We start from the raw sequence: 22811 nt of genomic DNA, 5'->3' as shown, positions 1-22811 counted from the left end.
CCCGGGCACCCGCATGCCTTTGGATCGTCCCGTGGCGCGCCCTGTACCGCCCCGGACCGCCTCCGGTCCGGGGCGGTCGTCGTTGGACGGGCGGCTGTCGCGTCCCTTGTCCCGGGAGGCGGGCGCCTGTGTCCCGGAAGGCGGATGTCTGCCGCCCGGACCCGCCACCGGCAGTTGTCCCGTTCCTGCCCGGTGCTCGCGGGCCGTCCGGCACCCGTTTGGCAGGAAGCGGCTAGCGGCAGGCAACTTGCTGCCTTTGATCTGCCTGGTCCATGGGCTGCGGAGAGCGCAGAGTTAGGTGTGCAAGAACAAATACGCAGCCCGAGAAAATGGATGAAGAAATGAAGATCCCAATCTTGTCCCCAGGCAGTTTCAACGTCACTGCAATGTTTTCGCCCGCAATTGTCGCCGGCGCTGTCCTGTGTTCCGCCGTCATCGGCGGCCACTCCGCGCCGGCCGCCGAGGGCGGCCCGTGGGGCGTCGAGTCGCAGTTCGCGGCCGCCGGCACCCCATGGGGCTCCGCGTCCACTGACGGCACCACCTGGGACTAGGCGGAGGTATCCACTCATGTTGGTTGAACTGACGATGCGGCGGACCGGGGGAGAGCCGTCGGGTAATTCGCCAATCGACGGAATCCGGATTCTGGCGCTTCTGCCGGAGAAATGGCGCAAGGACCTCAAGCAGGCCACCGGAGAAATAGTCATCCGTATCCAGACCGATGAGGACATAACAAGTGAGCAGATCTGCGTCAGGGTGGTTGCGATTCTCACCGACCCGACGGTCAGCCACTGGAAACTCGCGACATGCCACACATTGACCACTGAGAACCGCGAACCAAAGGAGGCAACCCATGATTACTCCCGTTTTGCAGACTGGAGAGTGCAGCGTGTGGTGGGCGGATCCACGGGATCAGCCGATCGACGTCCTGACCAGCGTGCTCAGTGGAACTGAGCTGAAGCGGGCCTCGACCTACCACCGTGATCAGGACCGGCGCCGCTTTCTCACGGCGTGCTGGTTGTTGCGCACCACCGCGGCGGCCCAGCTCGGCGTCCCTCCCGCGGCCGTCATCGTCGAGCGGCGGTGCCCGGACTGCGACAAACCGCACGGCAAGCCGTACGTCCGCAGCGTGGGGATCGACCTGCATGTCTCCGTCTCCCACGCGGGCAACCGCGTCGCGGTGGCCTTGAGCACCGCCGGGCCGCTGGGGGTCGACGTGGAGGAGGTGCCCACCGGCCCGGTCGACGGGCTCGCGCAGTGCGCGCTGTCGCCGGCCGAGCTGGCGGTCCTGCAGGCGCTCCCCGAGCACGAGCAGAACGCTGCTTTCGCCCGCATATGGGTATGTAAAGAAGCAGTCCTCAAGGCGACAGGCCACGGGCTGCGGATCCCTCCGGACCAGGTCGAGGTCAGCGGTCCACAGGAAGAACCCGCACTGCTCGGCTGGCCGCTGGACATCCATCCAAGTACGGTGCAAATCCACCCCCTTGCCCCTGGTGGCGGGTACGCCGGCGTCGTCGCGGTCCTCGCCGACGACCTCCCGATCATCGTGTCGGAGTCGGACGCCCTCGACCTTCATCTGATCCAGCTCTCCGCCCCGGTGAGCATGGCCGCCTGACAAGTCTTGACTAGACCGGTAAGAGGCTGCTGAATGAATGTGGAAAGTCATGGACGGCAAGGTGGCCGACCTGCGGACGTAATGTGCTAATAGGTCCGATTTCTACATTATTCAAGGCAGCCTTAGAGTAAAGGAGAGGAAGCTGACCTGCCGTGAAAAACCATTTCGTCTTGATTCCTGGCCCTTGGATGGGCGCCTGGGTCTGGGAGCCGGTGACCTGCGGCCTGCGCACGCTCGGTCATCACGTCCGCCCGGTCACGCTGTCGGGACTGGCCGCCCCTGATACCGATGTCTCCAGTGTGGGCCTGGCCACCCATGTCGATGATGTGCTGTCGCTCCTGGAGGCGGACGACCTGAGAGACGTCATTCTCGTGGGCCACAGCTATTCGGGCATCGTGGCCGGTCAGGTCGCTGACCGCGCCCCCGGCCGGGTGGCGCGCACCGTGTTCGTCGAAGGGTTCCTGCCCCATGACGGTGTTTCGATGCTCCAGGCCTTCCCGGAACGCCAACGTGCCGGCGAGCTCCAGTTGATCGACGAGAACCGGGGCCGCTGGCCGATCCCGGACGCCACGGTCGTGGCCGACGGGCAGGACCTGTCCGTCGAGCAGGCGCGGTGGCTGGTGGAGCGTTTCGTCGGCCATCCCGGGCGCACGCTGTCCGAGCCGGCCGTCCTGACGCGGCCGCTGGCACAGCAGCGGGCAAGCTACGTCATGTGCGAGATGGAACACTTCGACGGCAAGGTCTCCGACGACGTCGCGGCCATGCGCGCCGAGCCGAACTGGGACTTCCACACTCTCAAGACCGGCCACTGGCCGATGGTGTCGGCCCCCGAGCAGCTCGTCGCGCTGCTCGCCGGCATCGCCTCCCAGCAGAACTGACCGGGCGGCGAGCCCGCCCCGCGGAGATCACGACGTGGCGACGGTGCCGCGCACCTCTGCCACCCGATCCTGCCTTCCCGCCGGCGACCGACACGCTGTCACGGACGCCGGCGGACGCCTGACCCGAGGCCACCGCCCGGTGGCGGTCACCGGCCCGCGCAGGTGCCGCCGGCACGCGGACGCCGGTGCGGACATACCGGCACGGGTCCCCGGCACAGCCGTCGAAGCGGTCCGCCGCAGGTTCGGCATCCGGTCCGCCGTCGAAGCGGTCCGCCGCAGGCTTGGCATCCGGTCCGCGGTCGAACCCGGTCCATCGCAGGTTCGGCACCCGGTCCACCGCAGGCTCCGCATCCGGCCGCGGTCGAACCCGGTCCGCCGCAGGTTCGGCGTCCGGTCCGCAGGAGGCTCAGCGTCCGGCCAGGCCGCCCGCCAGGGACAGTGCCGGCTGCCCGGCGAGGACGGCGGCGATCCGCGTGGTCGGGGTCTCCTGGTGTCCGCGCGCGCCGCTGACCATGAACTCGTAGGTGTGCCCGCGCTCGGCGGGCACTTCCAGGCTGTCGGCGAGTATCGGCAGCGGTGACCTCTGGAAGCCCTGCCCGGCGGTGACATCACGCCAGTAGAGCCAGTATCCGCTCGCGCCGAACACGTGCGGCCACGAGACGCTGATGGACGAGTCGTGCGGGGTGGCGGCGATACCGGCCGGTGGGGAGATCGCAAGCGGGTCGGCCGTACGGGGGACCGGGTCGAGGAAGTCGATCCGGCCGCGACCGAACACCGCCGAGAAGGCGTCGGCGAACGCTTTGGCGATCTTGAACTCGCCGACGCTGTTCGGGTGGAGGCCGTCATAGGTGTCGCCACCGGGGTCGTAGACGCCGGCGAGGTCGACGGGGACGACCGCCGACCGAGCCGTCGACATCGCCGCCAGCGTGGACGGCAACCCCTCGTTGTACGCGGTGATGACGTCCGCCAGGCCGGGGCCGGAGTCCAGCGGGGTGCGGTGCACGACGTTGGCGACCAGGAACTGGACATCCGGATTGGCGTCGCGGGCCCGTTGAACGAAAGTCCCGAGGTCCGCGGTCAACCGGCCGGGGCCGGAAACCCCCCAGGCCAGGTCGTTGAAGCCGAGCTCGACCATGAGGTGGTCGGCGCCGTGGGCGGCGACGGCATCCCGGATGTTGTCCTTGGCCTCGTGGAGCAGGCGGCCCCATCTCGCGTAGTGCCTGCTGTCGCCGAAGTCGATCCCCGGCCGGTAGCGGCCGTTGTGGATGGGGTCCGCCGTGCGGGCCGGATAGTCACCCGGCTGGCTCGCGGGCAGCACCGAGGTGCCCGTCTCCGGCCCGGCGAAGCGGACCGGGAACCCGTGCTTGCCGAAGTTCTGCGACAGCCGGTACCGCCAGGTGTAGTCGCCCTCCAGGCCATGACTGATCGAGTCCCCGACGATCATTATGTTCGGGTGTGTGCCAGGGATGGCATGCCTCCGGAGTCGATGGGGGATGTGAACGGACCTGGCCGGCCCCGCCGTCTGCCGGGCGGCCGGTTCCGCCGTATGTCACCTGCCGGGCGGGTGCGCCGTGCCACCGGGCGTCACCCGCCGTCTCCTCTTCACGCGTGCACGGGGACGCAACCGTCCTCATGCGTGCGCGGGGACGCAACCGTCCTTACGCGTGCGCGGGGGCGCAGCCGCAGCGCATCGCGGCGCGCTCGGATCCGCGGGGGCGCCGGTGGAGGACCATCGCCACGACCATGGGCAGGAAGACGATCGCGTTGTAGAACAGGTGGAGTTCCACCCGCGGCACGATGAGCTGGATGATGCTGGTCGGCACGGGACGGCCCAGCAGGTTGGAGCCGGTGAGCGCCTGAAGGAGCAGGAGCAGGTGCTCAAAGTGGTGCCACACCTGGATTCCGAGTGACACGTTCCACCATGTCCGCGACCTGCCGGTGAAGCCCTTCCTCAGCAGGATCAGGCCGATCAGCATCAGCAGGGCGTAGCCGTAGTGCATCCACTCGGACTTCACCAGCCAGGGGAACGGCACCCCCAGAACGCCGCGCGCCTCGGGGAGCGGCCAGCCCAGGACGTACAACTGGATCGCCTGGGAGACGTGCTCCGCCCAGTGGGCTATGACTATCACCAGGTAGAGACCCAGCGCAGCCTTGTGATATCGGCTGTTGAGAGCTGATATCCAGGTGTGGGAATGACGAGCCGGAGCTGTCTCGGTTGCCATGGCGGACCTCGATCCCAAGAATCACGACCGTCTGTTCGCCGTGCGTTTCACGGCATGGTGGGCTCTGCCCTCGCCCCGCGTTTTCCGCGGCGGCACTGTAAAGCTGAATGCCTATTCTCGTGGGCAGGTCAGGACGGTGTCTTATTGGAGTTTGCTGTCTTTCCCGATGTCGTTGCATCGGGCGGCGGGAAGGCGTCTCCGGCGCCCGCGGGATCGGAAATCTCCGCCCGCGCCGCCGTCCTCACCCGTGGGCAGCTGCGGGCCGCGCTCAAGCGGGCCGGGCGAGTCCGCTGCTCCTAGGAACAGCCAGTCAGGATCAGCGCCGTGGTCAGGACAAGCGAGACGAGCGAGGTCCACCCTCCCGCACAGAGGGCTGCCGCCAGGGCGAACGGGACTGCGCTGAGCAACGACCACCACAGTGGGTCTGTCGTGGACAGTCCCAACTTGCCGAGGGCTGACGCCCCGGCGATCCAGCCGATCACCCCGAGAATCAAGATCGCGCCCGCCCACAGCACCCTGCCGCCCGGGGTCGCCGTCAGCGGTGAACCGCCTGGTGTCATGAGCGCCACGACATACAAAACAGCCATCGCGAAGAGCGCGGCGAAGACCAAGACGATCGGGCCCAGCCCGAGAACAAAGATAGCAACGACATACAGGCAAGGGCCGAGCAACGAACCCACGAGCCCCACTCCGGCGATCTGACCGAAGGTCCACGGCCATTTCCGGCCCGATAGGGCTGCCTTCCACCTGACGACTAACGCAGATGATCGCATTGCGAGATCGTAAGGTTCACGCGGCAACATTCAGGAATACTGCATGACGCGACAAGATAACGCTCTTGCGATCGCATCAACGTTCCGGCCTGTTCTGATGCCCTCATCTCATGATCGTCCGGCGGATAAGGCGGCACCCGCCTGTACTTCCACGACCCCGCCGGGCGGATCATCACCGGCGGCTCGGGCGGCCGGTCCGGGCCCTGCCCTCATGTCGGTGGGCCCTGACCGTCTGCCCCTTTCGCATTCGATCAGCTCACTGCCACAACGAGGAACAAGCTCTTTCTCACCGCCAACGGCTGTTCCGCTGTTCCTCAACCCCGGACCGCCAGCACCTGATATAAGAAGGCGAATGATCGTCGAACCTTCCCACATTGGCCCATACCGTTTGGAGGGGCTGCTGGGCGAAGGCGGGCAGGGCGCGGTCTACCTCGGAGTCGACCCGTCGGGCGGCCGGGTGGCGATCAAACTCCTGCACGCCAGGCTGGCCCACGACGCCGGCAACCGCCGGCGCTTCCTGCGCGAGGTGGAGGCGGCCCGCCGGGTCGGGCCGTTCGGCACCGCCCAGATCCTGGACGTCGACGTCCAGGGCAGCCAGCCCTACATCGTCAGCGAGTACATCCCCGGCGAATCGCTCCAGCAGCTGATCGCCCGCGAGGGGCCGCGCGCCGCCGGTGGCACGCGCCGCCTGATGCTCGCCACCGCGGCGGCGCTGAAGGCCATCCACGAGGCCGGGATCGTGCACCGCGACTTCAAGCCGAGCAACGTGCTGCTCGGGCCGGACGGGCCGCGCGTCATCGACTTCGGCATCTCCCTCGCGCTGGAGGGCACGACCATGCAGTCCAGCGCCGTGGTCGGCACGCCGCCGTACATGTCGCCCGAGCAACTGCGCGGCGCGGCCGTGGGGCCGGAGTCGGACGTGTTCTCCTGGGCGGTCACCATGGTGTTCGCCGCGACCGGGCGGCCGGCGTTCGGCCAGGACAGCATGCCGGCTGTGTTCAACCGCATCCTCAACCACGAGCCCGACCTGGCCGGCGTCCCGCCGGAGTTGCGAGGCCTGCTGGGCGCGTGCCTGGCCAAGGAGCCGCACCACCGGCCGGACGCGGGCGGGCTGGTGCGGCTCATCGTCGGGGAGGAGGCCGCGCCGCCCATGCCGCAGGCCGTGACACGGGTCCGGGAGCCTGACCCGGCCGGCGAGCGGCCCTGGGGTCTGGCCTTCGCGGCGCAGATCATCACGACCCTCGCCGTCGCGACGGTCTTTTTGACCGTCGCGGAGCTTGACTCCCGGCAGTGGCCGGACATCCCCGTTCCCGGGACGGCCGGCCTGCCGTTCTGGCCCGCGACCCTGACCGGCCTGGCCGCGGGCGGCGCGATCGCGCTGGTGCTGCGCCTGCTGACGAGACGGAGCTGAGCGTGGATCTCGCCTTGATGCTCGCCGTCCTCTTCGCCGCCGCGGTGGTGGCGGTCACCGCCCGGATCATCGCCGTCCGGGGCCGCACCTTCCTGGCGCGGCACCGCCTCCTGCTGGCCGTGACGCTGCTGCCGCTGCAGCCGGTGCTCGGCGTGGGCATCGGTGTGCTGCTGATCACCCAGTGGGACCACGTCGACGGCAACGGCGTGGTCTTCGGCGTCATCGCCTACCTCGCCGGGCTGATCGCCTTCGGCATCGTCACCGGCGTGCAGGAGCTGCGCCGAGCCTGGCGCCGCTGACGGCCGGGCCCGGGCGACCGCCGGCTGACTGATCGTTTCGAAACGGGGTCCGGATACGGCGCGGGCAGATGACGCTGCACGCCGGATCGAGCAGGCCCTGATGGAGATCGGCACGGTGTCCCTGGCGGCCTCCTCCCGAACGTGTCCCCAGCCGCCGCCTGGCGACGCGGTTCTGTTCGCGGCAGTGCCGAGCCGGGGTTCCGCCTCAGCCGTGCGTGTCGGGGGTCGAGGAACATCGGAGCCGGATCGTGCGCTTGTGCGCCCCGTCCAGGCGACACACGGCTGCGTGCGGAACCGGCCGCAGACCGGCCGGTCAGAGCGGTCGATCCGGAGCATGTTCGCGCCGCCTTCGACGGGTTGCCCGAGCGTGGCCGCGAGGTCGTGGCACTGGCCTGCGGGGAGGGCCTGACCGGTGAGCGGATCGCCAAAGTCGTGGGATGTACGGCCGTTGCCGCCCGGACCCGGCTGCGTCCACGCAAGCGGCCGGCGGCGGCGCGTCCTCCCACGGCGAAAGCGCCGATGGGCCGCACGGGGCCTCGTAGAATGACCCGATGGTTTCTCCCGTGAGCGGTCCCGAGGTGAGCGACGCGCTGCGAGTGCTGCACCGCGTCTTCGGCTACGACTCGTTCCGGGAAGGGCAGCAAGAGATCATCGACCACGTCGTCGCCGGCGGTGACGCGCTGGTGCTGATGCCGACCGGTGGCGGCAAGTCGCTGTGCTACCAGATCCCCGCCCTCGTGCGGGACGGCGTCGGCGTCGTCGTCTCACCGCTCATCGCCCTCATGCAGGACCAGGTCGACGCCCTGACGGCCCTGGGCGTGCGGGCGGGGTTCCTCAACTCCACGCAGGACCACGACGAGCGCCGTCAGGTCGAGTCCGCCTTCCTGGCGGGTGAGCTGGACCTGCTCTACCTGGCGCCGGAGCGCCTGCGGGTCGATTCGACGCTGCGGCTGCTCGACCGCGGCACGATCTCCCTGTTCGCCATCGACGAGGCGCACTGCGTGGCCCAGTGGGGGCATGACTTCCGGCCCGACTACCTCGCGCTGTCCGCGCTGCACGAGCGCTGGCCCGACGTGCCCCGCATCGCCCTGACGGCGACCGCCACCGAGGCCACCCACGCCGAGATCGCCTCCCGGCTGAACCTGGAGGAAGCCCGCCACTTCGTGTCGAGCTTCGACCGCCCGAACATCCAGTACCGCATCGCGCCGAAGAACGAGCCCAAGCGGCAACTGCTCAAGCTGCTGCGCACCGAGCACCCCGGGGACGCCGGCATCGTCTACTGCCTGTCGCGCTCCTCGGTCGAGAAGACCGCCGAGTTCCTGGTGCAGAACGGCATCTCGGCGCTGCCCTACCACGCGGGGCTCGACGCGCGCACCCGGGCGGCCAACCAGGCGCGGTTCCTGCGGGAGGACGGCCTCGTCATGGTCGCCACCATCGCGTTCGGCATGGGCATCGACAAACCCGACGTGCGGTTCGTCGCCCATCTCGATCTGCCCAAGTCCGTCGAGGGCTACTACCAGGAGACCGGCCGGGCCGGACGTGACGGCCTCCCCTCCGTCGCCTGGCTGGCCTACGGGCTCCAGGACGTCGTGCAGCAGCGCAAGATGATCGACACCTCCGAGGGCGACGAGACCCACCGGCGCCGCCTGGGCACCCATCTCGACGCCATGCTCGCCCTCTGCGAGGCGGTCGAGTGCCGCCGCGTGCGCCTGCTCGCCTACTTCGGCCAGGACAGCACGGCGTGCGGCAACTGCGACACGTGCCTGACGCCGCCGGAGTCGTGGGACGGCACGATCGCCGCCCAGAAACTCCTGTCGACCGTGCTCAGGCTCCTGCGCGAGCGGCGCCAGAAGTTCGGCGCGGGCCAGATCATCGACATCCTGCTCGGCAGGAAGACGCCGAAGGTCACCCAGTTCGACCACCACTCCCTGACGGTGTTCGGCATCGGCACGGAGCTGGGCGAGGCCGAGTGGCGCGGCGTGGTGCGCCAGCTGCTGGCCCAGGGCCTGCTGACCGTCGAGGGCGACTACGGCACGCTGCTGCTCACCGAGGCGAGCGCCGAGGTGCTGAGCCGGCAGCGCCAGGTCCTGCTGCGGCGTGAGCCCGAGCGGGCGGCGCGCACCAGATCCGAGCCGTCGGCACGGGCCGGTGGGGCCCGCCGCGCCACCCCCGCGGACCTGCCCGAGGAGGCCGTGCCGGTGTTCGAGCGGCTCCGCGCCTGGCGCGCGGCCACCGCCAAGGAGCAGGGCGTGCCCGCCTACGTGATCTTCCACGACGCGACCCTGCGCGAGATCGCGACCGGGGTCCCGTCCTCCCTGGCCGAGCTGGGAGAGGTGAGCGGTGTCGGCGAGAACAAACTGGCGAAGTACGGCCGGCAGATCCTGGACACCCTCGCGCAGGACGCCGTCGAGCCCGATCAGGCTCTCATCTTCCCCTGACATAGCCGACCGGTTCCCGCCAGGATGTGGCCCTCCTTACGGGAACCGGCCGGGGCTGTCTCGCGCGGCCCCCCGACCGGCGCGTTCAGAAGGTGGCGCAGGGCCACCGGTTCAGGAGGTGGTGCAGGACCACCAGGCGGCCGTGTCGGGCTCCAGGATCGCCTGGAGCCCGTCGCAGCGCGTGTCGCCGCTGGACAGCAGCAGCGTGCCGGGCGACTCCAGGACGACGGGGTCGGCGCCCAGGTTGACCGTGCACAGCAGTCCCGGCTCGCGGGTGAAGAAGAGGGTGTCCGGCGGCGAGTCCAGCCACCGCATCGTCCCCCTGCCCAGGGCGGGGTGGGTACGGCGCAGCCGTACGGCGTTCCGGTACAGGTTGAGGACCGACCCGGGGTCGCCGAGCTGCGGGATCACCGCCTGCCCGCCCCACTCGCGGGGGATCGGCAGCCAGCTCGGGTCGGCTCCCGGCGGGGAGAAGCCGGACGACGACTCGCCGTACGCCCACGGGATCGGCACGCGGCTGCCGTCCCGGCCGCGGTCCGCGCCGGCCGTACGTAAGAAGATCGGATCCTGCAGCACCTCGTCGGGAAGATCGAGGACCTCCGGCAGACCGAGCTCCTCGCCCTGGTAGAGGTAGACCGAGCCGGGCAGCGCCATGGTGAGCAGGGTGGCCGCACGCGCGCGCCTCGTGCCCTGCTCTCCGCCGCCGTAGCGGGTGACGTGGCGCACCTGGTCGTGGTTGGACAGCACCCAGGTGGTGGGCGCGCCGACCAGGTCGGTGGCGGAGATCGAGGCGTCGATCACCTGGCGCAGCGGGCCGGCTCCCCAGTCGGCGGCGAGGTAGTCGAAGTTGAAGGCCTGGTGGAGCTCGTCGTGCCGGACGTAGTTGGCCAGCCGGTCGGGGGAGGGCGGCCACACCTCCGCCACCCCGATGCGCTCGCCCGGGTAGGAGTCGAGCAGCCGCCGCCAGGAGCGCAAGATCTCGTGCACGCCGTCCTGGTCGAAGAAGGGCAGCGGGGCGCGGCCGAGCAGCTTCAGCTGGCCGGTGAATCCGGCGTCGGGCAGCCCCTCAGCCTTGACCATGCCGTGGGCCACGTCGACGCGGAACCCGTCCACGCCGATGTCCAGCCAGAACCGCATCACGTCCTCGAACTCGGCGCGGACCTCGGGGTTGTCCCAGTTGAGGTCGGGCTGCTCGGGGGCGAAGAGGTGGAGGTACCACGAGCCGTCGGGCAGCCGGGTCCAGGCGGGCCCGCCGAAGCTCGACTCCCAGTCGTTGGGGGGTTCGGCCCCGTCCTGCCCGCGCCCCGGCCGGAAGACGTAGCGGTCCCGGGCCCCGGGCTCGTCACGGAGAGCCTCCGCGAACCAGGGATGCTCCGAGGAGGTGTGGTTGGGCACGATGTCGATGAGCACGCGCATGCCCAGGCCGTGGGCCTCGCGGACGAGGGCGCGGGCGTCGTCGAGGGTGCCGAGCCGGGGGTCGACGGCGCGGTAGTTCGCCACGTCGTACCCGCCGTCGTTCATCGGGGACGGGTAGAACGGGGTGAGCCAGATGGCGTCCACGCCGAGGTCGGCGAGATAGCGCAGGCGGCTGCGTACCCCCAGCAGGTCCCCGATGCCGTCCCCGTTGCCGTCGGCGAAACTGCGCACGTAGATTTCGTAGATCACGGCGTCGCGCCACCACTCGGATGACGGGGGCGCGGACGGGACGGGTGACGGGGCGGCACACGGGGCGACGATCGGTTGCGTCACTTGTGCTCCTTGCAGGTGGGGACATCAAGCCCGGCGGTGTGGGGACTCCGGCGGGCCGTACCCGCTGCCGTGGAGGATCGGTGATCTCCGCGATCACATACATGCATGTTATGCATTCACGTTACATAGCCGTCAAGGGGGTGTAACCATGGATTCGCCGTACGCTCCGGAGTCCCGCGTCCGCGCGGGGGCCCGTACCCGCCCGCGAACCGTGTCCGTCCGGGGGGCGCGGCCGGCCCGGAGGCAGGCCGTCCGCGCAGGACGAGCAGCGGATCTTCCCGCCGGCCCGGGGCCGGTCATCCGCGCCGGACGGGTCGCGGATCCCCATGTCGGACCGGGGACGGATCCCCGCGCCCGTTTTCACTCACGTCACAGGCGTGACTACCCGTTTCGCGAACAAGCTGCCGACATTCTGGAATGATCGCGTCCATATCCTGTCGGACATCGAGACTGACGGACAGTGACTGATGCCCCCCATCGATCAAATCACCGCCTTCGCGTCGGACCACCCGGTCGGAACGGTCATCATCTGCGTGGTCGCGCTGGTCCTGCTGGGCCTGGCCTATCTCGCGCTCCGCGCCGTCTACCGTGCCGGTAACCGCTTCTTCCACCGTTTCGTCGCCCCCCGCCCGGCCGAGGACATCCTCACCATCGTGGCGGCGAGCATCGCCACGGGCGTGTCCGCCCAGGGCATGTGGCGCTTCTCCGGCGACGTGCTCGGCTTCGACGGCCCCCTGAGGCTCCTGCTCTTCGCGTTCATCGAAGTCGCCGTGATCACCAGCGCGGTGCGGGCCCGCCGCAACATGAGGGAGAACTACTCCGCCGGCATCGACGGCATCGCGGTGTGGACGCTCACCGGGCTGTCGGCGGTGCTGTCGAGCATGGACGCCCGCAGCCTCGCCGAGGCCGTGTTCCGGCTCGCCGCCCCGCTGGTGGCCGCGTGGCTGTGGGAGCGGGGCATGGCGATCGAACGGCACCGCATCACCGGGCGCGCCCGCATCAACTGGCGGATCACCCCCGAGCGCATGCTGGTCCGGGTCGGGCTGGCCGAGGCCAGCGACCGTACCGCGAGCGAGGTGGACGCCCACCGGAGGCTGACCCGTGTCGCGCTGGCGGCCAAGCGCGCCCGCGCCCTCCGCGAGGCCGGCGCGTCCGACCGGAGGATGCGCGCGGCGCTCACCAAGCTGGACCGGGCGATGGACCAGGCGGTGGAGCACACCGGCCTGGCGGTCGACGCGGGCCGCCAGGAGGCGCTGCTGTCCCAGATCGGAGCGCTCTACAACACCTCCGCCCTGATCGACCTGAGCCCGCCCGTCCCGTGGGCCCCCGAGCCCGAGGCGCCGCGGGCCTCCCCGGCCCTGCCCGCCGCCGGGTCCTACGACGAGGACGAGGACGAGGACGAGGAGGAGGCCGAGGTGGTGGAGACGGCCCTGCCGGTCGTCGACACGGCGCAGCGCGCGGCCCTGATGCGCGCGGCCCGGGAGTACTGGGACAAGCAGATCGAGCGGAAGTTCGTTCCCCGCGCCTCCGACATCGCCCACGAGACCGGCATCACGCTGGCCACCGCCCGCGAGTACCGCGCCCTGTGGAAGCTGGAGCCACGGGCGCACGCCCTGATAGAGGCCGCCTACAACGAGCACGGGATCATCGACACCGGCACCTTCCCCGCCATCGAGACGCCGGAGCGCGTCCTGACGGTGAACGGCTCGTCGCCCGCCCCCTGAGGTTCGTCACCCGCCCCCTCAGGCTCCCGCCCGCCGCCTGAGACTCCCTCCCGCCCCCTGAGACTCCCTCCCGCCCCCTGAGGCTCCCGCCGGTCGCCTGGTCCGCGCGGGCCGTCCGGTCCCTGAGACCACCTGTCCGCGCGGGCCGTCCGGCCCCTGAGGCCGCCCGGCTCACCGGGGTCCTCCGGGAGGGGGCACCCGTGGCTCCGGTCTCCGGGGGCGGGGCAGTGACCCCGCTCCCCGGGGGCCGGGGCCGGAAAAACGAAGGGCCATATCCGGTCGGATCTTCTCGATGACGCGCATTCCCAATTGCCGTCGCCGAGAATGTGTTCATGGGAAGCGGACGAGGGCCCGGAGGAGGTGCGATGGTCTGGTTGCGGCGGCTTATCGAGGACCTGAGAATCCGTCAGAACGTCGATGCCCATGTCGTGACCGTCGTCGTGTTCGCCTTCGCCGTCGTCTCGATCTTCGGGGACGTGGTCCCCGATCAGTTGAAATGGGCGGCGCTCCTTTCCGGAGTGGGAATTCTGGTCTACCGGCTCACATTGCCGGAAGAGCGTCCGGAGATCTCCACGAGCATTCTGGGGGACAGGTCCGCGTTCGACTCCGTGCCGCTGTCGTCGGCCCTGGCCAATGCGCGTGACGTGAGGATCTTCGCGCCCTCCGCGGTCAACCTGCTCTCCGCCCATACCTGTGAGACTTTGCGCAGGACCGTGCTCGCCCGCGCGGGCGGATCGGTCCGTGTCGTGATTCTCGACCCGGCGGAGAAGGCCGCGGTGCGGATGGCGTCCAAGCAACTGGACGATTCCGTTGATTTCCCGATCCAGAGACTTCCCGCCGCGCTGGACAGTGCGATCGAGCGGCTGGATCTCATGAGCAAGTGGGAGGTCGAGGGGCGTTTCCGGTATCGGCTCCTGCCGTACAGTCCCGGATTCAGCATCGTGCTCATCGACCCGGACACCTCGAAGGGCCGGGTGGTCGTCGAAATCCACGGGTTTCACAACCCGTCGACCTCGTCGCGAATGCATCTGGAGCTGAGCCGCGCGCAGAACGAGCGCTGGTACTCCTACTGGGTCCGGCAGTTCGACTACATCTGGCGGGAGGCCACGCAGGTGGACGTCAGTTCGGCGGCGGAAGCAGACGACGGGCCTGCTCCCGCAGATGCTCGGGAAGGGCGGGATCGTCCGCTCTGATCGCCTGGGCCGCCAGGTCCGCGCCCGCCACGGCGTTGCCGAGGATGACGCGGATACGGGCGGCCCGGAGCAGCACGGGGCCGTTGCTCCCGGCGTTCGCGATCGCGTCGGCCGCCTCCTGCTCCGCGGCGTCGAAGCGGCCGGCCAGGGCCAGTGCCAGCGCGCGGGCCGCCAGGGTCGCGGGCTGCTGGTGCTGGCGGACGAGGTCGAGGTCGCGGAGCGCGGCCTCGGGCTGGTCCAGGTCGGCGAGGATCACCCCGCGAAGGGCCAGGGCGTCCAGCAGGGCGTCGCCCCCGACGGCGAGGGCGCCGTTCAGGACGATCAGGGCCGAGCGCGGCTGCCCGACGTGCCACAGCGCCTGCGCGAGAGCGGTCTGCGCGGACATGTCGCCCGGTACCCTCGCGACGGCGGCGCTGAGCGCGCTCACCGCCGTGGGGTAGTCGCCCAGGTTCAGTGACAGGCGGCCCTTCGCGGCGAGGACCCGGCCCACGCCGTCGGCCCGCTGCAGCACGGCGAACATCTCCGCCGCCGCGTCGTAGCGTCTCCACGCGGTCGCCGGATCCCCGGTGCCGACCGCGACGTCACCGAAGATCGCCTCGGCCTCGGCGCGTACGCCCAGGTCGTCGAACTCCGCCGTGCGCACCGCGTCCTCGGTCAGCTCCCGCGCGTGGGTCCACTGGGCCCTGGAGAGGGCGGTCCGCGCCGCCTGGAGGAACGTCTCGGGATCGGTGTGCCGGATGGCGGCGATCAGGCGGTCGTGCTGCAGTTCGTACCAGCGCGCGCCCGCGCGGTACTCGGCCTTGAGGATGTGGCGGTCCTCCAGGGACCTGACCAGGGCGTTGGGCATGCCGGAGGTCTGGTGCAGCCCCTCGTAGGCGGTGCCCCGGGTGCCGTGCTCGGTGATGAAGGTGCGCCTGAGCCAGGATCGGATGCTGCCCTCGGGCACGCCGTGCCGTTCCGCGACCTCCCTCAGCATCCGCCGGCAGAAGCCCGCCAGGAACCGGTCGACGTTGGCGTGCAGCCGTACGTGGTCGACGGTGATCTCGTGGACGTCCGGCGGCAGCGACTCCCACAGCGCGGAGCAGACCACCTGGAGCTGGACCGGTTCGACGCCGCTGACCCTCAGCACGGTCTTCTCGCCCTGCTCGCTGTGGATCGTCACGGTCTGCAGGTCGTCCACGAGCAGCTCGGCCGCGTTCTCGCCGAACCTGCGGTCGGTGCCCTCCAGCGGCCGCCGGGTGGCGTCCAGCGCGGCCTCCCGCCGGAAGGGCAGCAGGTGGAACCAGGATCGGGACCCCTGACCCAGCACGCGTTCGAAGGGCACGATGGAGGCGAGGTACTCCTGGCGCATCGACAGCAGCAGGCGCAGCCCCGCGTGCGCCTGGAGGGCGTCGGCCAGCTGGGCGACGAACTCCTCCAGGTCGGACTCCCGGTAGGGGGCGCCGGTGAACATCTCCTCGGCCTGGTCGATGGAGATGAGCGTCGGGATGGGGTCGTCGTAGCGGTCGACGCGCGCGGGGCGCTGGTCGAGGTAGTCGCGGACCGTCAGCTCGGCGAGTTCGGCGGGCGGCGCGGCGGACCAGGAGGACAGCAGGCTCAGGACGTAGACGCTGCGTACCGGTGTGGTGGAGACGAGGAGAGCCGGGTCCGGGGCGACCCGGCCCACCGGCAGGATGTCGACGCGGTCGGAGCCGAGGAACGGCAGCACCCCCGCGTGCAGGAGGGAGGTCTTGCCGACGCCGGAGGCGCCGTAGAGCACGGTCAGCCTGTCGGCCTGCCAGAGGGTGGCGATCTCGCGCGCCTCCCGCTCGCGGCCGAAGAACAGGCCCCTGTCCTGCTGCCGGAAGGCGCGCAGCCCGACGTACGGCTGGCCCGTCTCGTTCTGCACGTGGCCCGCGGAGGTCATGCGTCCGGTCCCAACCGGCGCCGCAGCTCCTCGCAGAACTGGGCCGCGGTGCCCCAGAAGATCGAGATACGCCATCCCGCGTCCAGGTATCGGACGAGGTACTGTTTCGCCCGCTCCTCGGCCTCGGCTATCGGCGTGTTCACCGGCGGCAGCAGCTGCACGCTCACGTGGCGTCGCAGGCGGACGGCGGGTATGGCGCGGAGCAGACCGTGGAAGAGCACGCGGAACGTCCAGTCCTGCAGGCTGTAGCCGACGAACAGAAGGGGGCGGGTGGTCATCGCGCGCAGGACGGGGATGGGGATCAGCGTCCGGTTGCCGGACGCCTGGGCCGCCGCCACGTTGGCCAGATATTCGAGGTAGTCGTCTTCGATGAGAACCAGGGACGAGGGTTCCGCCCAGCTCCCGTGGAGATGGTAGACGAGCGGCTCCTCGACCGAGGGCTCCGGCAGCTCCGGCGTTTCCTGGGGATTGCGGTCGGCCCAGGAACATATCGCCGTGTGGGCCGCCTTGCCCTCGCCGGCCAGCGCCTCCATCAGGAAGTTGTCGTAGTTCGTGGTGAGGAAGACCCTCAGCTTGAACTTGGCCAGGAGGGCGTGGGGCTCGCCGGCATGGCTGAAAGCCGGTAGCCCGTGCGATCGGAGGTATTCGCAGATCTGCTCTTTGAGGTAGACCGGGTCGCCTTCCAGCACCGCCGCGTACTGCATCACCCGGGCGAGATCGTGGTCATCAGGAAAAGGGTATTTGTAGCTATTTGCCCATTTTCTGCTGAGTTCAGAGCCGGTCGGCAGGGTGCCATAACAGGCCCCCGCACCGAGAAAGGGCGTGCAGTCCCCGCTGCGGAGTTGGTCGATCAGTCGCCGCCAGTCCGCGTCGTCCACGACACCGCCCTGGTTATTGGTGGAAGGTCCCTTTGTGACACCTTGTCTCGCACATCCAGGGCGGTGCCGTCAAGTCTCGCTAGATTGACGATGTGAATCCGGCGACCGGGCCGGTGTCCTCCTCGCTAAGCAACCGGCGCAGTGCGAGCGCGAGGCTGGACTCTCCTACTTCGTCGAGGTCACTCAGTCTTATGTCGGTCACATCGATGAGGTCTGTGCCGAAATCCGTAGCTTGCTCACCCACCTGGGCTCCCTGGCTCCTCAAACATCTTGACGCCTACATCCTTCCATGTTATGAAGTCAACTTCGACCGCGGGGTAGACGGGGACGTTTGTAGCTATTGGGGAGATTTGCGACTTGCGGCTGCGGGGACGGAAGCTCCTTTTCGTCATCCGTTGTCACGGAAGTGTTTCAAGTTGAACGATCCGAATAGAAGGTTCTGTCTAACCGGTTTATAAACACTTAGTTAAACCGGGTCTAGGATGAGCGCAGAATCAGGTCAGTGGAGGCGATCGCGTGTCTGTTTCGCACCCTTCCGGAGCGTCGCGGACGCCGGGACGGTCACCGGATGTGTGGGGCAAGGTTCCGCAGCGGAACAAGAACTTCACCGGCAGGGACGACCTGCTCGAACAGCTGCGCAAGGGGGTGACCGCCGAGGTGACCGCGGTCGTCCCGCACGCCCTCCACGGGCTGGGCGGTGTCGGCAAGACCCAGGTCGCCATCGAGTACGCCTACCGCTACAGGTCCGCCTACGACCTCGTCTGGTGGGTCCCCGCCGACCAGCCCATGCTGGTCCGCTCCGCCCTGGCCGGGCTCGCCCCCTACCTCGGCCTGCCGTCGGCGGCGACCACCGGCATCGAGGACGCCGCCACGGCGGTGCTCGACGCCCTGCGCAGAGGCGAGCCGTACGACAAGTGGCTGCTGATCTTCGACAACGCCGACCAGCCCGAAGACCTCAACGAGATCGTGCCGCGGGGGCCGGGACACGTCCTGATCACCTCCCGCAACCACCGGTGGCAGGGCGTCGTCGACACCGTCGCCATCGACGTGTTCGGCCGCGAGGAGAGCATCGAGTTCCTGAGCAAGCGGGTGTCCAAGGCGGTGAGCCGCGAGGAGGCGGACCGCCTCGCCGAGGAGCTCGGAGACCTGCCGCTGGCGCTGGAGCAGGCCGGCGCGCTCCAGGCCGAGACCGGCATGTCCGTCGACGAATACCTGCGGCTGCTCCACGAGCAGACGGCACTGCTGCTGGCCGAGAGCAAGCCGTCCGACTACCCGGTGTCGATGACCGCGGCCTGGTCCCTGTCGGTGTCGCAGCTCGTCTCCAAGATGCCCGAGGCGGTCGAGCTCCTCCGCTGCTGCGCCTTCTTCGGCCCCGAGCCCATACCGAGGGACGTGTTCGCACCGCTGTCGGAGCAGGCCGAGGCGGAATCGCGCCTCGGCGCGCTGCTCGGCAACCCCATCCTCGTCAGCCGGGCCATCCGCGAGCTCGGCCGGTACGCCCTGGTCCGTCTCGACTCCGTCAGCCGGACCATCCAGGTCCACCGGCTGGTCCAGGCCCTCCTCCGCGACGAGCTCAGCGCGGAGGACAGCGATGGCTTCCGCCACGAGGTGCATCTCCTGCTCGCCGCCGCGGCCCCCGACGAGCCCGACGACAACACGGCGTGGCCCCGCTACTCCGAGCTGCTCGGCCACGTGACCCCCGCGCGCGTCGCCCAGAGCCGCGAGCCGCAGGTCCGCCGCTTCGTCCTCGACGTGGTCCGCTACCTCTACTCCTCCGGCGACTTCAGGTCGGCGCGCGTGCTGGTCGAGAGCCTTCTCACCCAGTGGCGGGAGGACTCCAGCGGCGACGACGAGTACGTCCTCTCCGCCCAGCGGCACCTCGGCATCGTCGTGCGCGAGCTCGGCGAGTACCAGGCCGCCTACGACCTCAACCGGGTGACGCTGACCCGGATGGTGGAGGTGCTCGGCCCGGACCACGCCGAGACCCTGCTGCTCACCAACAGCTACGGCGCCGACATCCGGGCGCGCGGCGAGTTCTCCGCGGCGCTGGAGCACGACAAGGAGTCGCTGCGCCAGCACGAGACGGTGTTCGGGCCGGACCACCGGCGGACGCTGCGCGCGATGAACAACCTGAGCATCGACTATCTCCTGCTCGGCGACTACACCGCGACCCGCCGGCTGCTCGAGAGAACCTACATGGTGCAGAGCAGAGCCGGCTCCGGCTCCAGCAAGCAGAACATCCTCGCCTTCCGCAACGGCCTCGCCCGCGTCGTACGGCTGAGCGGAGAATACTTCGAGGCCTGTGACCTGGGCGAGGACGCCATGGAGTACGGCCTGCAGGAGCTCGGCGCCGACCACCCCTGGACGCTGCGCACCGCCAAGGACCTGTCCATCGCCAAACGCCGGGCCGGAGCGATCGAGGAGGCGCTGGAGCTCGCGGAGAGCACGTTCGAGCGGCAGGAGCGCATCTTCGGCCGGGACCATCCCGACACCCTCGCGGCGGCCCTGTGCCTGGCCAACGCGCTGCGCGCCAGCGGGCGCACCGGGGAGGCACTCGAACTGCTCAGAGACACCTCCACCCGCTATCCGACGATGTACGGCGAGGACCATCCCTTCAACTACGGGTGCGCCACCAACCTCGCGCTGCTGCTACGGGTCCACGGAGACGCCGAGCAGGCCCGGCAGCTCGACCGGATATCGCTGGAGGGGCTCAACCGCACGCTCGGCGTCGACCACCACTACTCCCTGACGTGCGCGATCAACCTCGCCAGCGACCTCGCGGTCCTCGGCGAGCTTGACGAGGCGCTCGCCATGAGCCAGGACACCCTGGTGAGGCTGCGCGACGTCCTCGGTGTGGACCACCCGCTGACCCTGGCCTGCGCGACCAACCTGGTCCAGGACCTGCGGGCGGAAGGCCGTGACGACGAGGCCGACGTCCTGCGGGCCGACACCTTCGAGCGCTATCACCGGGTGCTGGGACAGAACCATCCCGACGTCATCGTGGCGGCCCGCAACGACCGCCTCGACTTCGACTTCGACCCTCCGGCGATCTAGGCGCTCCGGCGGTTGCGCTCGACCCACCGGTCGCGGTGGCGCCGGCTCGCCTCGTGGGCCAGCGTCAGGGCCTCGTCGGGGACGGGCTCGGCCGCGCACCCGTCCAGCCGCGCGATCATGCCGGACACGAAGATCTCTCCCGCCCGGGTCAGCCGCCCGCTGCCCGCCAGCGTCCCGCAGACCATGCGGGCCGCCTCACGCCACTGGGCGAACTCGGCGCTCGCCAGGACGGCGGCCTTGCCCTTCTCGTGCGCGCGCTGGCGCCGCCAGAACTCGGTGACGCCCAGGTAGGCGTAGGCGCCCTGGAGCAGCCCGCCCAGCGGGCGGGGGTCGTCGCGCCAGGGCGCGTAGTGCCGGGAGCCGTCGTCGGGCGCGAGCAGCGTGACGACGTCGAGCAGCGCGGAGAGTTTGGCGTGCTGCACCTCGTGGGCGAGCGTCACCGCCAGCGAGCATCCGTCCAGCGGTTCCGAGAGCGCCACGCAGCCGAACGTCTCGCGGGAGGACGCGCTCGACTGTCCCCCGTTCTCCGGGGCCATCGGGGCGAGGACGGAGACCACCGTGGCGGTCTCGCCGGCCACCGCCGTGTGGTGCCGGACGAGGAGCTCCCAGGCGGAGTCGAGCGTGGACTGCCAGTACGCCATCCGCGTCGCGTCGAGCCGGCCGCTCAGTGCCGCCGAGCCCGGCATGCGATAGGGGTCGAGGTCGTCGACCAGGACCCGCAGATGCCTGTCGCCGGCTTCCGCCGTCAGCGCCCGCAGGGGCCGCCATCCGGGCGCGTCGGCTCCGGAGGAGACGGCCGAGGCGGGGAGCTCGATCCGGAAGCCTTCTCCCACGACCTCCGCCCCTGCCGGGGAGCAGCGGATCGTCGCGCCTGCGGCGCCGCCGGGGACGAGGACCTGCCCCACGGAGGGCAGCGTGATGACCCCGTCGGTCACGGGCACCTCGACCGTGCAGGCCGTACCGGCTCGCAGTGCCGCGGCGGCGGCCAGCGCGCCGAGCTGCGCCGGCACGGCGGGGGCGCCGGGGTCGGAGAGCCTCCTGACGGTGTGCCGGGCCCACGCTCCGACCGACGGGTAGCGCAGCACCGCGTCGACGGCCTCCGGGTGCCCGGCCTGGACGGCGGTGAGGAGGTCGTAGCCGCGGCGCGCGGCGCCCGCCTGGGGGTGCCCGGTCGCCCGCGCGGTGTCCACGACCCCGCGTACGAGAAGCACGTGCTTGCTGTACTGCGTGGCCGCGAGCAGGCGCGCCGCTGTCACGCCGCCCCCGCCCGCGGCCAGATCGGAGAACGTGTCCGCCGGAATCCGGTGCTCGCGGAGGTTCATCGGGATCCTTTCAGCGTGGACACATCGGCGGCGACGGCTCGCCTGATGTGGGTGATGAGGCGGAGAAGGTCGGGGCTGTAGACCGAGGGGTTGGCGAAGCCGGTCCCGTCGCGGTAGCGGTGGGCGTAGAGGCCGCCGCCGCACACCCGGGCCACCGGGCAGGACCTGCACTGCGGTGCCAGGGCCAGCTCGCCGATCTGGCGCGCGGCGATGGACGGGAGCGTCAGCGCCGCGTCGAAGGGGTCACGCGCGACGTGCAGGCCGGTGGCGGCCGCGCCGTCGTAGGCGGACTTGAGGATGTCGGACTGCTCGATCCCCCCGTCGGTCTCGACGACCACCATCCCCGCCGGGGAGAGCCCCACCTGCTCGTTGCTGGAGGACCCGCCGAGGAGCAGGTGCATGATCTCGCCGAAGAGCCGGATGCGGGTCGGCTGGCGCGGGGCCCCGTACCACCGGTCGAAGACGGTGATCAGCCAGTCCGCGTACGGCGTGGCGTCCGAGCCCGGCACGAGGCCCGGCGGGGGAGCCGACCAGTTGCCGTGGGGGAGGAGGAAGTCCACGGCCGGCGGGTCGAACCCGACAAGCGCCTCGTAGGTCGCGATCGGGTCGTTGCGCAGGTCGACGGCGCACAGCAGGCCGGCGAACAGGTGCCGGAAGGAGGGCGACGAGAGCCGGCCCAGGGCGGCGGCGACCGCCGCATGGCTGCCCTCGCCGTTGGGACGCCGCCTGTTCCTGTCGTGCATCTGCGCGTCGCCGTCGAGGCTGACACCGATCCGCACGTCCAGCTCGTCGAAGAGGCGCAGGTAGGAGGTGTCGAGCAGGGTCGCGTTGGTCTGGAGGCTGACGTCGACGCGGGTGCCGGGGCCGACCGCGGAGCGGATCGAGGAGACCGCCTCCCGGATCGGCTCCCGGCCGGCGAGCAGCGGCTCGCCACCGTGCAGGATCACCTCGATCGAGGGCAGGGCGTGCGCGCGGGCGTGCTCGGCGATCCGGCCGGCGACGGCGGCCACGATCTCCGGGGGCATCCGGCGAGGACGGGAGCGCCAGCTCTGATCCGCCATCTCGTACATGTAGCAGTAGTCGCACGCGAGATCGCAGCGGCTGTGGATCTTGAGGATGAACTGCCGGAACGGGGTCGGGCGCCAGCCGCCGGCCATCAGCTCCGTCACGTCGAGAGTGGACGGCCATTCGGGCACGGATAAGCCTCCACGCTGAGACCTGATGTGTAGCCCGCCGTGACGGGAGAGATCAGCATAGCGAAACCCCTCCGGCGCACCGGGTATTTCGCCGACGTCGCGGGCGAGCCCCGGCGGCGGAGCGGGCCCTCGGACGGGACGCGGTGTGGCCGGGCT

Annotated in this window: 19 protein-coding genes; 10 read left to right on the top strand and 9 right to left on the bottom strand. The window is 70.2% G+C overall.

The features are described from left to right. Window positions 1-386: 386 nt before the first annotated feature. The 4 genes from SROS_RS51360 to SROS_RS33455 all read left to right on the top strand — a co-directional run bounded on the left by SROS_RS51360 (window position 387) and on the right by SROS_RS33455 (window position 2490). Window positions 387-551 carry a hypothetical protein gene (locus SROS_RS51360; protein ID WP_169369429.1) on the top strand — a complete coding sequence of 55 codons (165 nt, stop codon included), beginning with the start codon at window positions 387-389 and terminating at the stop codon, window positions 549-551. Between the two features lie 16 nt (window positions 552-567). Continuing rightward, entirely contained in the window at window positions 568-951 is a 384-nt protein-coding gene (locus SROS_RS48080; protein WP_174435271.1) for a hypothetical protein, read from the top strand. Continuing rightward, on the top strand, window positions 935-1612 hold the full coding sequence (locus tag SROS_RS33460) for a 4'-phosphopantetheinyl transferase family protein (protein ID WP_169369427.1): 678 nt from the start codon (window positions 935-937) through the stop codon (window positions 1610-1612). Before SROS_RS48080 ends, SROS_RS33460 begins: the two co-directional genes overlap by 17 nt. Window positions 1613-1782: 170 nt before the next feature. Next, window positions 1783-2490: an alpha/beta fold hydrolase gene (locus SROS_RS33455; protein WP_043653446.1), complete on the top strand. Its 708-nt coding sequence runs from the start codon at window positions 1783-1785 to the stop codon at window positions 2488-2490. 406 nt (window positions 2491-2896) lie between these two features. Here the strand turns inward: SROS_RS33455 and SROS_RS33450 are convergent, their stop codons facing one another. The 3 genes from SROS_RS33450 to SROS_RS33440 form a co-directional block, all read right to left on the bottom strand. Then, window positions 2897-3934, bottom strand: coding sequence for a GDSL-type esterase/lipase family protein (locus SROS_RS33450; RefSeq protein WP_012893364.1), 1038 nt, complete (start codon window positions 3932-3934; stop codon window positions 2897-2899). A gap of 214 nt (window positions 3935-4148) precedes the next feature. Then, on the bottom strand, window positions 4149-4619 hold the full coding sequence (locus SROS_RS33445; RefSeq protein WP_245564363.1) for a hypothetical protein: 471 nt from the start codon (window positions 4617-4619) through the stop codon (window positions 4149-4151). A gap of 389 nt (window positions 4620-5008) precedes the next feature. Beyond that, window positions 5009-5392: a hypothetical protein gene (locus SROS_RS33440; protein WP_012893362.1), complete on the bottom strand. Its 384-nt coding sequence runs from the start codon at window positions 5390-5392 to the stop codon at window positions 5009-5011. A gap of 445 nt (window positions 5393-5837) precedes the next feature. Here SROS_RS33440 and SROS_RS33435 point away from each other — a divergent pair, with 445 nt between their 5' ends. From SROS_RS33435 to recQ, 3 genes are all read left to right on the top strand, one after another. Then, window positions 5838-6896 carry a serine/threonine-protein kinase gene (locus SROS_RS33435; protein WP_012893361.1) on the top strand — a complete coding sequence of 353 codons (1059 nt, stop codon included), beginning with the start codon at window positions 5838-5840 and terminating at the stop codon, window positions 6894-6896. A 2-nt stretch (window positions 6897-6898) separates the two neighbouring features. After that, on the top strand, window positions 6899-7195 hold the full coding sequence (locus SROS_RS33430; protein WP_043653441.1) for a hypothetical protein: 297 nt from the start codon (window positions 6899-6901) through the stop codon (window positions 7193-7195). 551 nt (window positions 7196-7746) lie between these two features. Next, the gene (recQ, locus tag SROS_RS33425) at window positions 7747-9633 is read left to right on the top strand and encodes a DNA helicase RecQ (protein ID WP_012893360.1); all 1887 of its coding nucleotides are present in this window, start codon (window positions 7747-7749) and stop codon (window positions 9631-9633) included. A 111-nt stretch (window positions 9634-9744) separates the two neighbouring features. Here the strand turns inward: recQ and SROS_RS33420 are convergent, their stop codons facing one another. Continuing rightward, complete coding sequence (locus tag SROS_RS33420) at window positions 9745-11382, bottom strand: glycoside hydrolase family 13 protein (protein WP_012893359.1); 1638 nt, start codon at window positions 11380-11382, stop codon at window positions 9745-9747. A 467-nt stretch (window positions 11383-11849) separates the two neighbouring features. Between SROS_RS33420 and SROS_RS33415 the strand changes: the two genes are divergently transcribed. Further along, complete coding sequence (locus SROS_RS33415) at window positions 11850-13106, top strand: hypothetical protein (protein WP_012893357.1); 1257 nt, start codon at window positions 11850-11852, stop codon at window positions 13104-13106. A 365-nt stretch (window positions 13107-13471) separates the two neighbouring features. Then, window positions 13472-14299 carry a hypothetical protein gene (locus tag SROS_RS33410; protein ID WP_012893356.1) on the top strand — a complete coding sequence of 276 codons (828 nt, stop codon included), beginning with the start codon at window positions 13472-13474 and terminating at the stop codon, window positions 14297-14299. Here SROS_RS33410 and SROS_RS51355 read toward each other — a convergent pair. The 3 genes from SROS_RS51355 to fxsA all read right to left on the bottom strand — a co-directional run bounded on the left by SROS_RS51355 (window position 14226) and on the right by fxsA (window position 17285). Next, on the bottom strand, window positions 14226-16205 hold the full coding sequence (locus tag SROS_RS51355; protein ID WP_012893355.1) for an nSTAND1 domain-containing NTPase: 1980 nt from the start codon (window positions 16203-16205) through the stop codon (window positions 14226-14228). The genes SROS_RS33410 and SROS_RS51355 overlap by 74 nt on opposite strands. After that, a complete protein-coding gene (locus tag SROS_RS33400) occupies window positions 16202-17083 on the bottom strand; it encodes an SIR2 family NAD-dependent protein deacylase (protein WP_012893354.1) in 882 nt (293 codons plus the stop codon). The genes SROS_RS51355 and SROS_RS33400 overlap by 4 nt, the downstream gene beginning before the upstream one ends. Window positions 17084-17162: 79 nt before the next feature. Then, window positions 17163-17285, bottom strand: a complete 123-nt coding sequence (gene fxsA, locus SROS_RS54595) for an FxSxx-COOH cyclophane-containing RiPP peptide (RefSeq protein ID WP_362966914.1) — start codon at window positions 17283-17285, stop codon at window positions 17163-17165. Window positions 17286-17653: 368 nt separating this feature from the next. Here fxsA and fxsT point away from each other — a divergent pair, with 368 nt between their 5' ends. Beyond that, entirely contained in the window at window positions 17654-20137 is a 2484-nt protein-coding gene (gene fxsT, locus SROS_RS33395; RefSeq protein ID WP_148269282.1) for an FxSxx-COOH system tetratricopeptide repeat protein, read from the top strand. On the opposite strand, the gene SROS_RS33390 is transcribed toward fxsT, so the two are convergent. Both SROS_RS33390 and SROS_RS33385 read right to left on the bottom strand, forming a co-directional pair. Beyond that, entirely contained in the window at window positions 20134-21459 is a 1326-nt protein-coding gene (locus SROS_RS33390; protein ID WP_012893351.1) for an HEXXH motif domain-containing protein, read from the bottom strand. The genes fxsT and SROS_RS33390 overlap by 4 nt on opposite strands. After that, window positions 21456-22655, bottom strand: a complete 1200-nt coding sequence (locus tag SROS_RS33385; protein WP_012893350.1) for an FxsB family cyclophane-forming radical SAM/SPASM peptide maturase — start codon at window positions 22653-22655, stop codon at window positions 21456-21458. The genes SROS_RS33390 and SROS_RS33385 overlap by 4 nt, the downstream gene beginning before the upstream one ends. Between the last annotated feature and the right edge of the window lie 156 nt (window positions 22656-22811).

Origin of the sequence: Streptosporangium roseum DSM 43021, from assembly GCF_000024865.1 — a bacterium.
Lineage (GTDB): Bacteria > Actinomycetota > Actinomycetes > Streptosporangiales > Streptosporangiaceae > Streptosporangium > Streptosporangium roseum.
Note: the sequence above shows the minus strand (reverse complement) of the source record. Positions and strands in the feature narration are given on the sequence as shown.

Coding starts and splice junctions, on each gene's coding strand:
- SROS_RS51355 (WP_012893355.1), bottom strand. CDS start 16,205: ATGACCTCCGCGGGCCACGTGCAGAACGAGACGGGCCAGCCGTACGTC.
- SROS_RS48080 (WP_174435271.1), top strand. CDS start 568: ATGTTGGTTGAACTGACGATGCGGCGGACCGGGGGAGAGCCGTCGGGT.
- SROS_RS33390 (WP_012893351.1), bottom strand. CDS start 21,459: ATGAACCTCCGCGAGCACCGGATTCCGGCGGACACGTTCTCCGATCTG.
- recQ (WP_012893360.1), top strand. CDS start 7,747: ATGGTTTCTCCCGTGAGCGGTCCCGAGGTGAGCGACGCGCTGCGAGTG.
- SROS_RS33435 (WP_012893361.1), top strand. CDS start 5,838: ATGATCGTCGAACCTTCCCACATTGGCCCATACCGTTTGGAGGGGCTG.
- SROS_RS33410 (WP_012893356.1), top strand. CDS start 13,472: ATGGTCTGGTTGCGGCGGCTTATCGAGGACCTGAGAATCCGTCAGAAC.
- SROS_RS33450 (WP_012893364.1), bottom strand. CDS start 3,934: ATGATCGTCGGGGACTCGATCAGTCATGGCCTGGAGGGCGACTACACC.
- SROS_RS33415 (WP_012893357.1), top strand. CDS start 11,850: ATGCCCCCCATCGATCAAATCACCGCCTTCGCGTCGGACCACCCGGTC.
- SROS_RS51360 (WP_169369429.1), top strand. CDS start 387: ATGTTTTCGCCCGCAATTGTCGCCGGCGCTGTCCTGTGTTCCGCCGTC.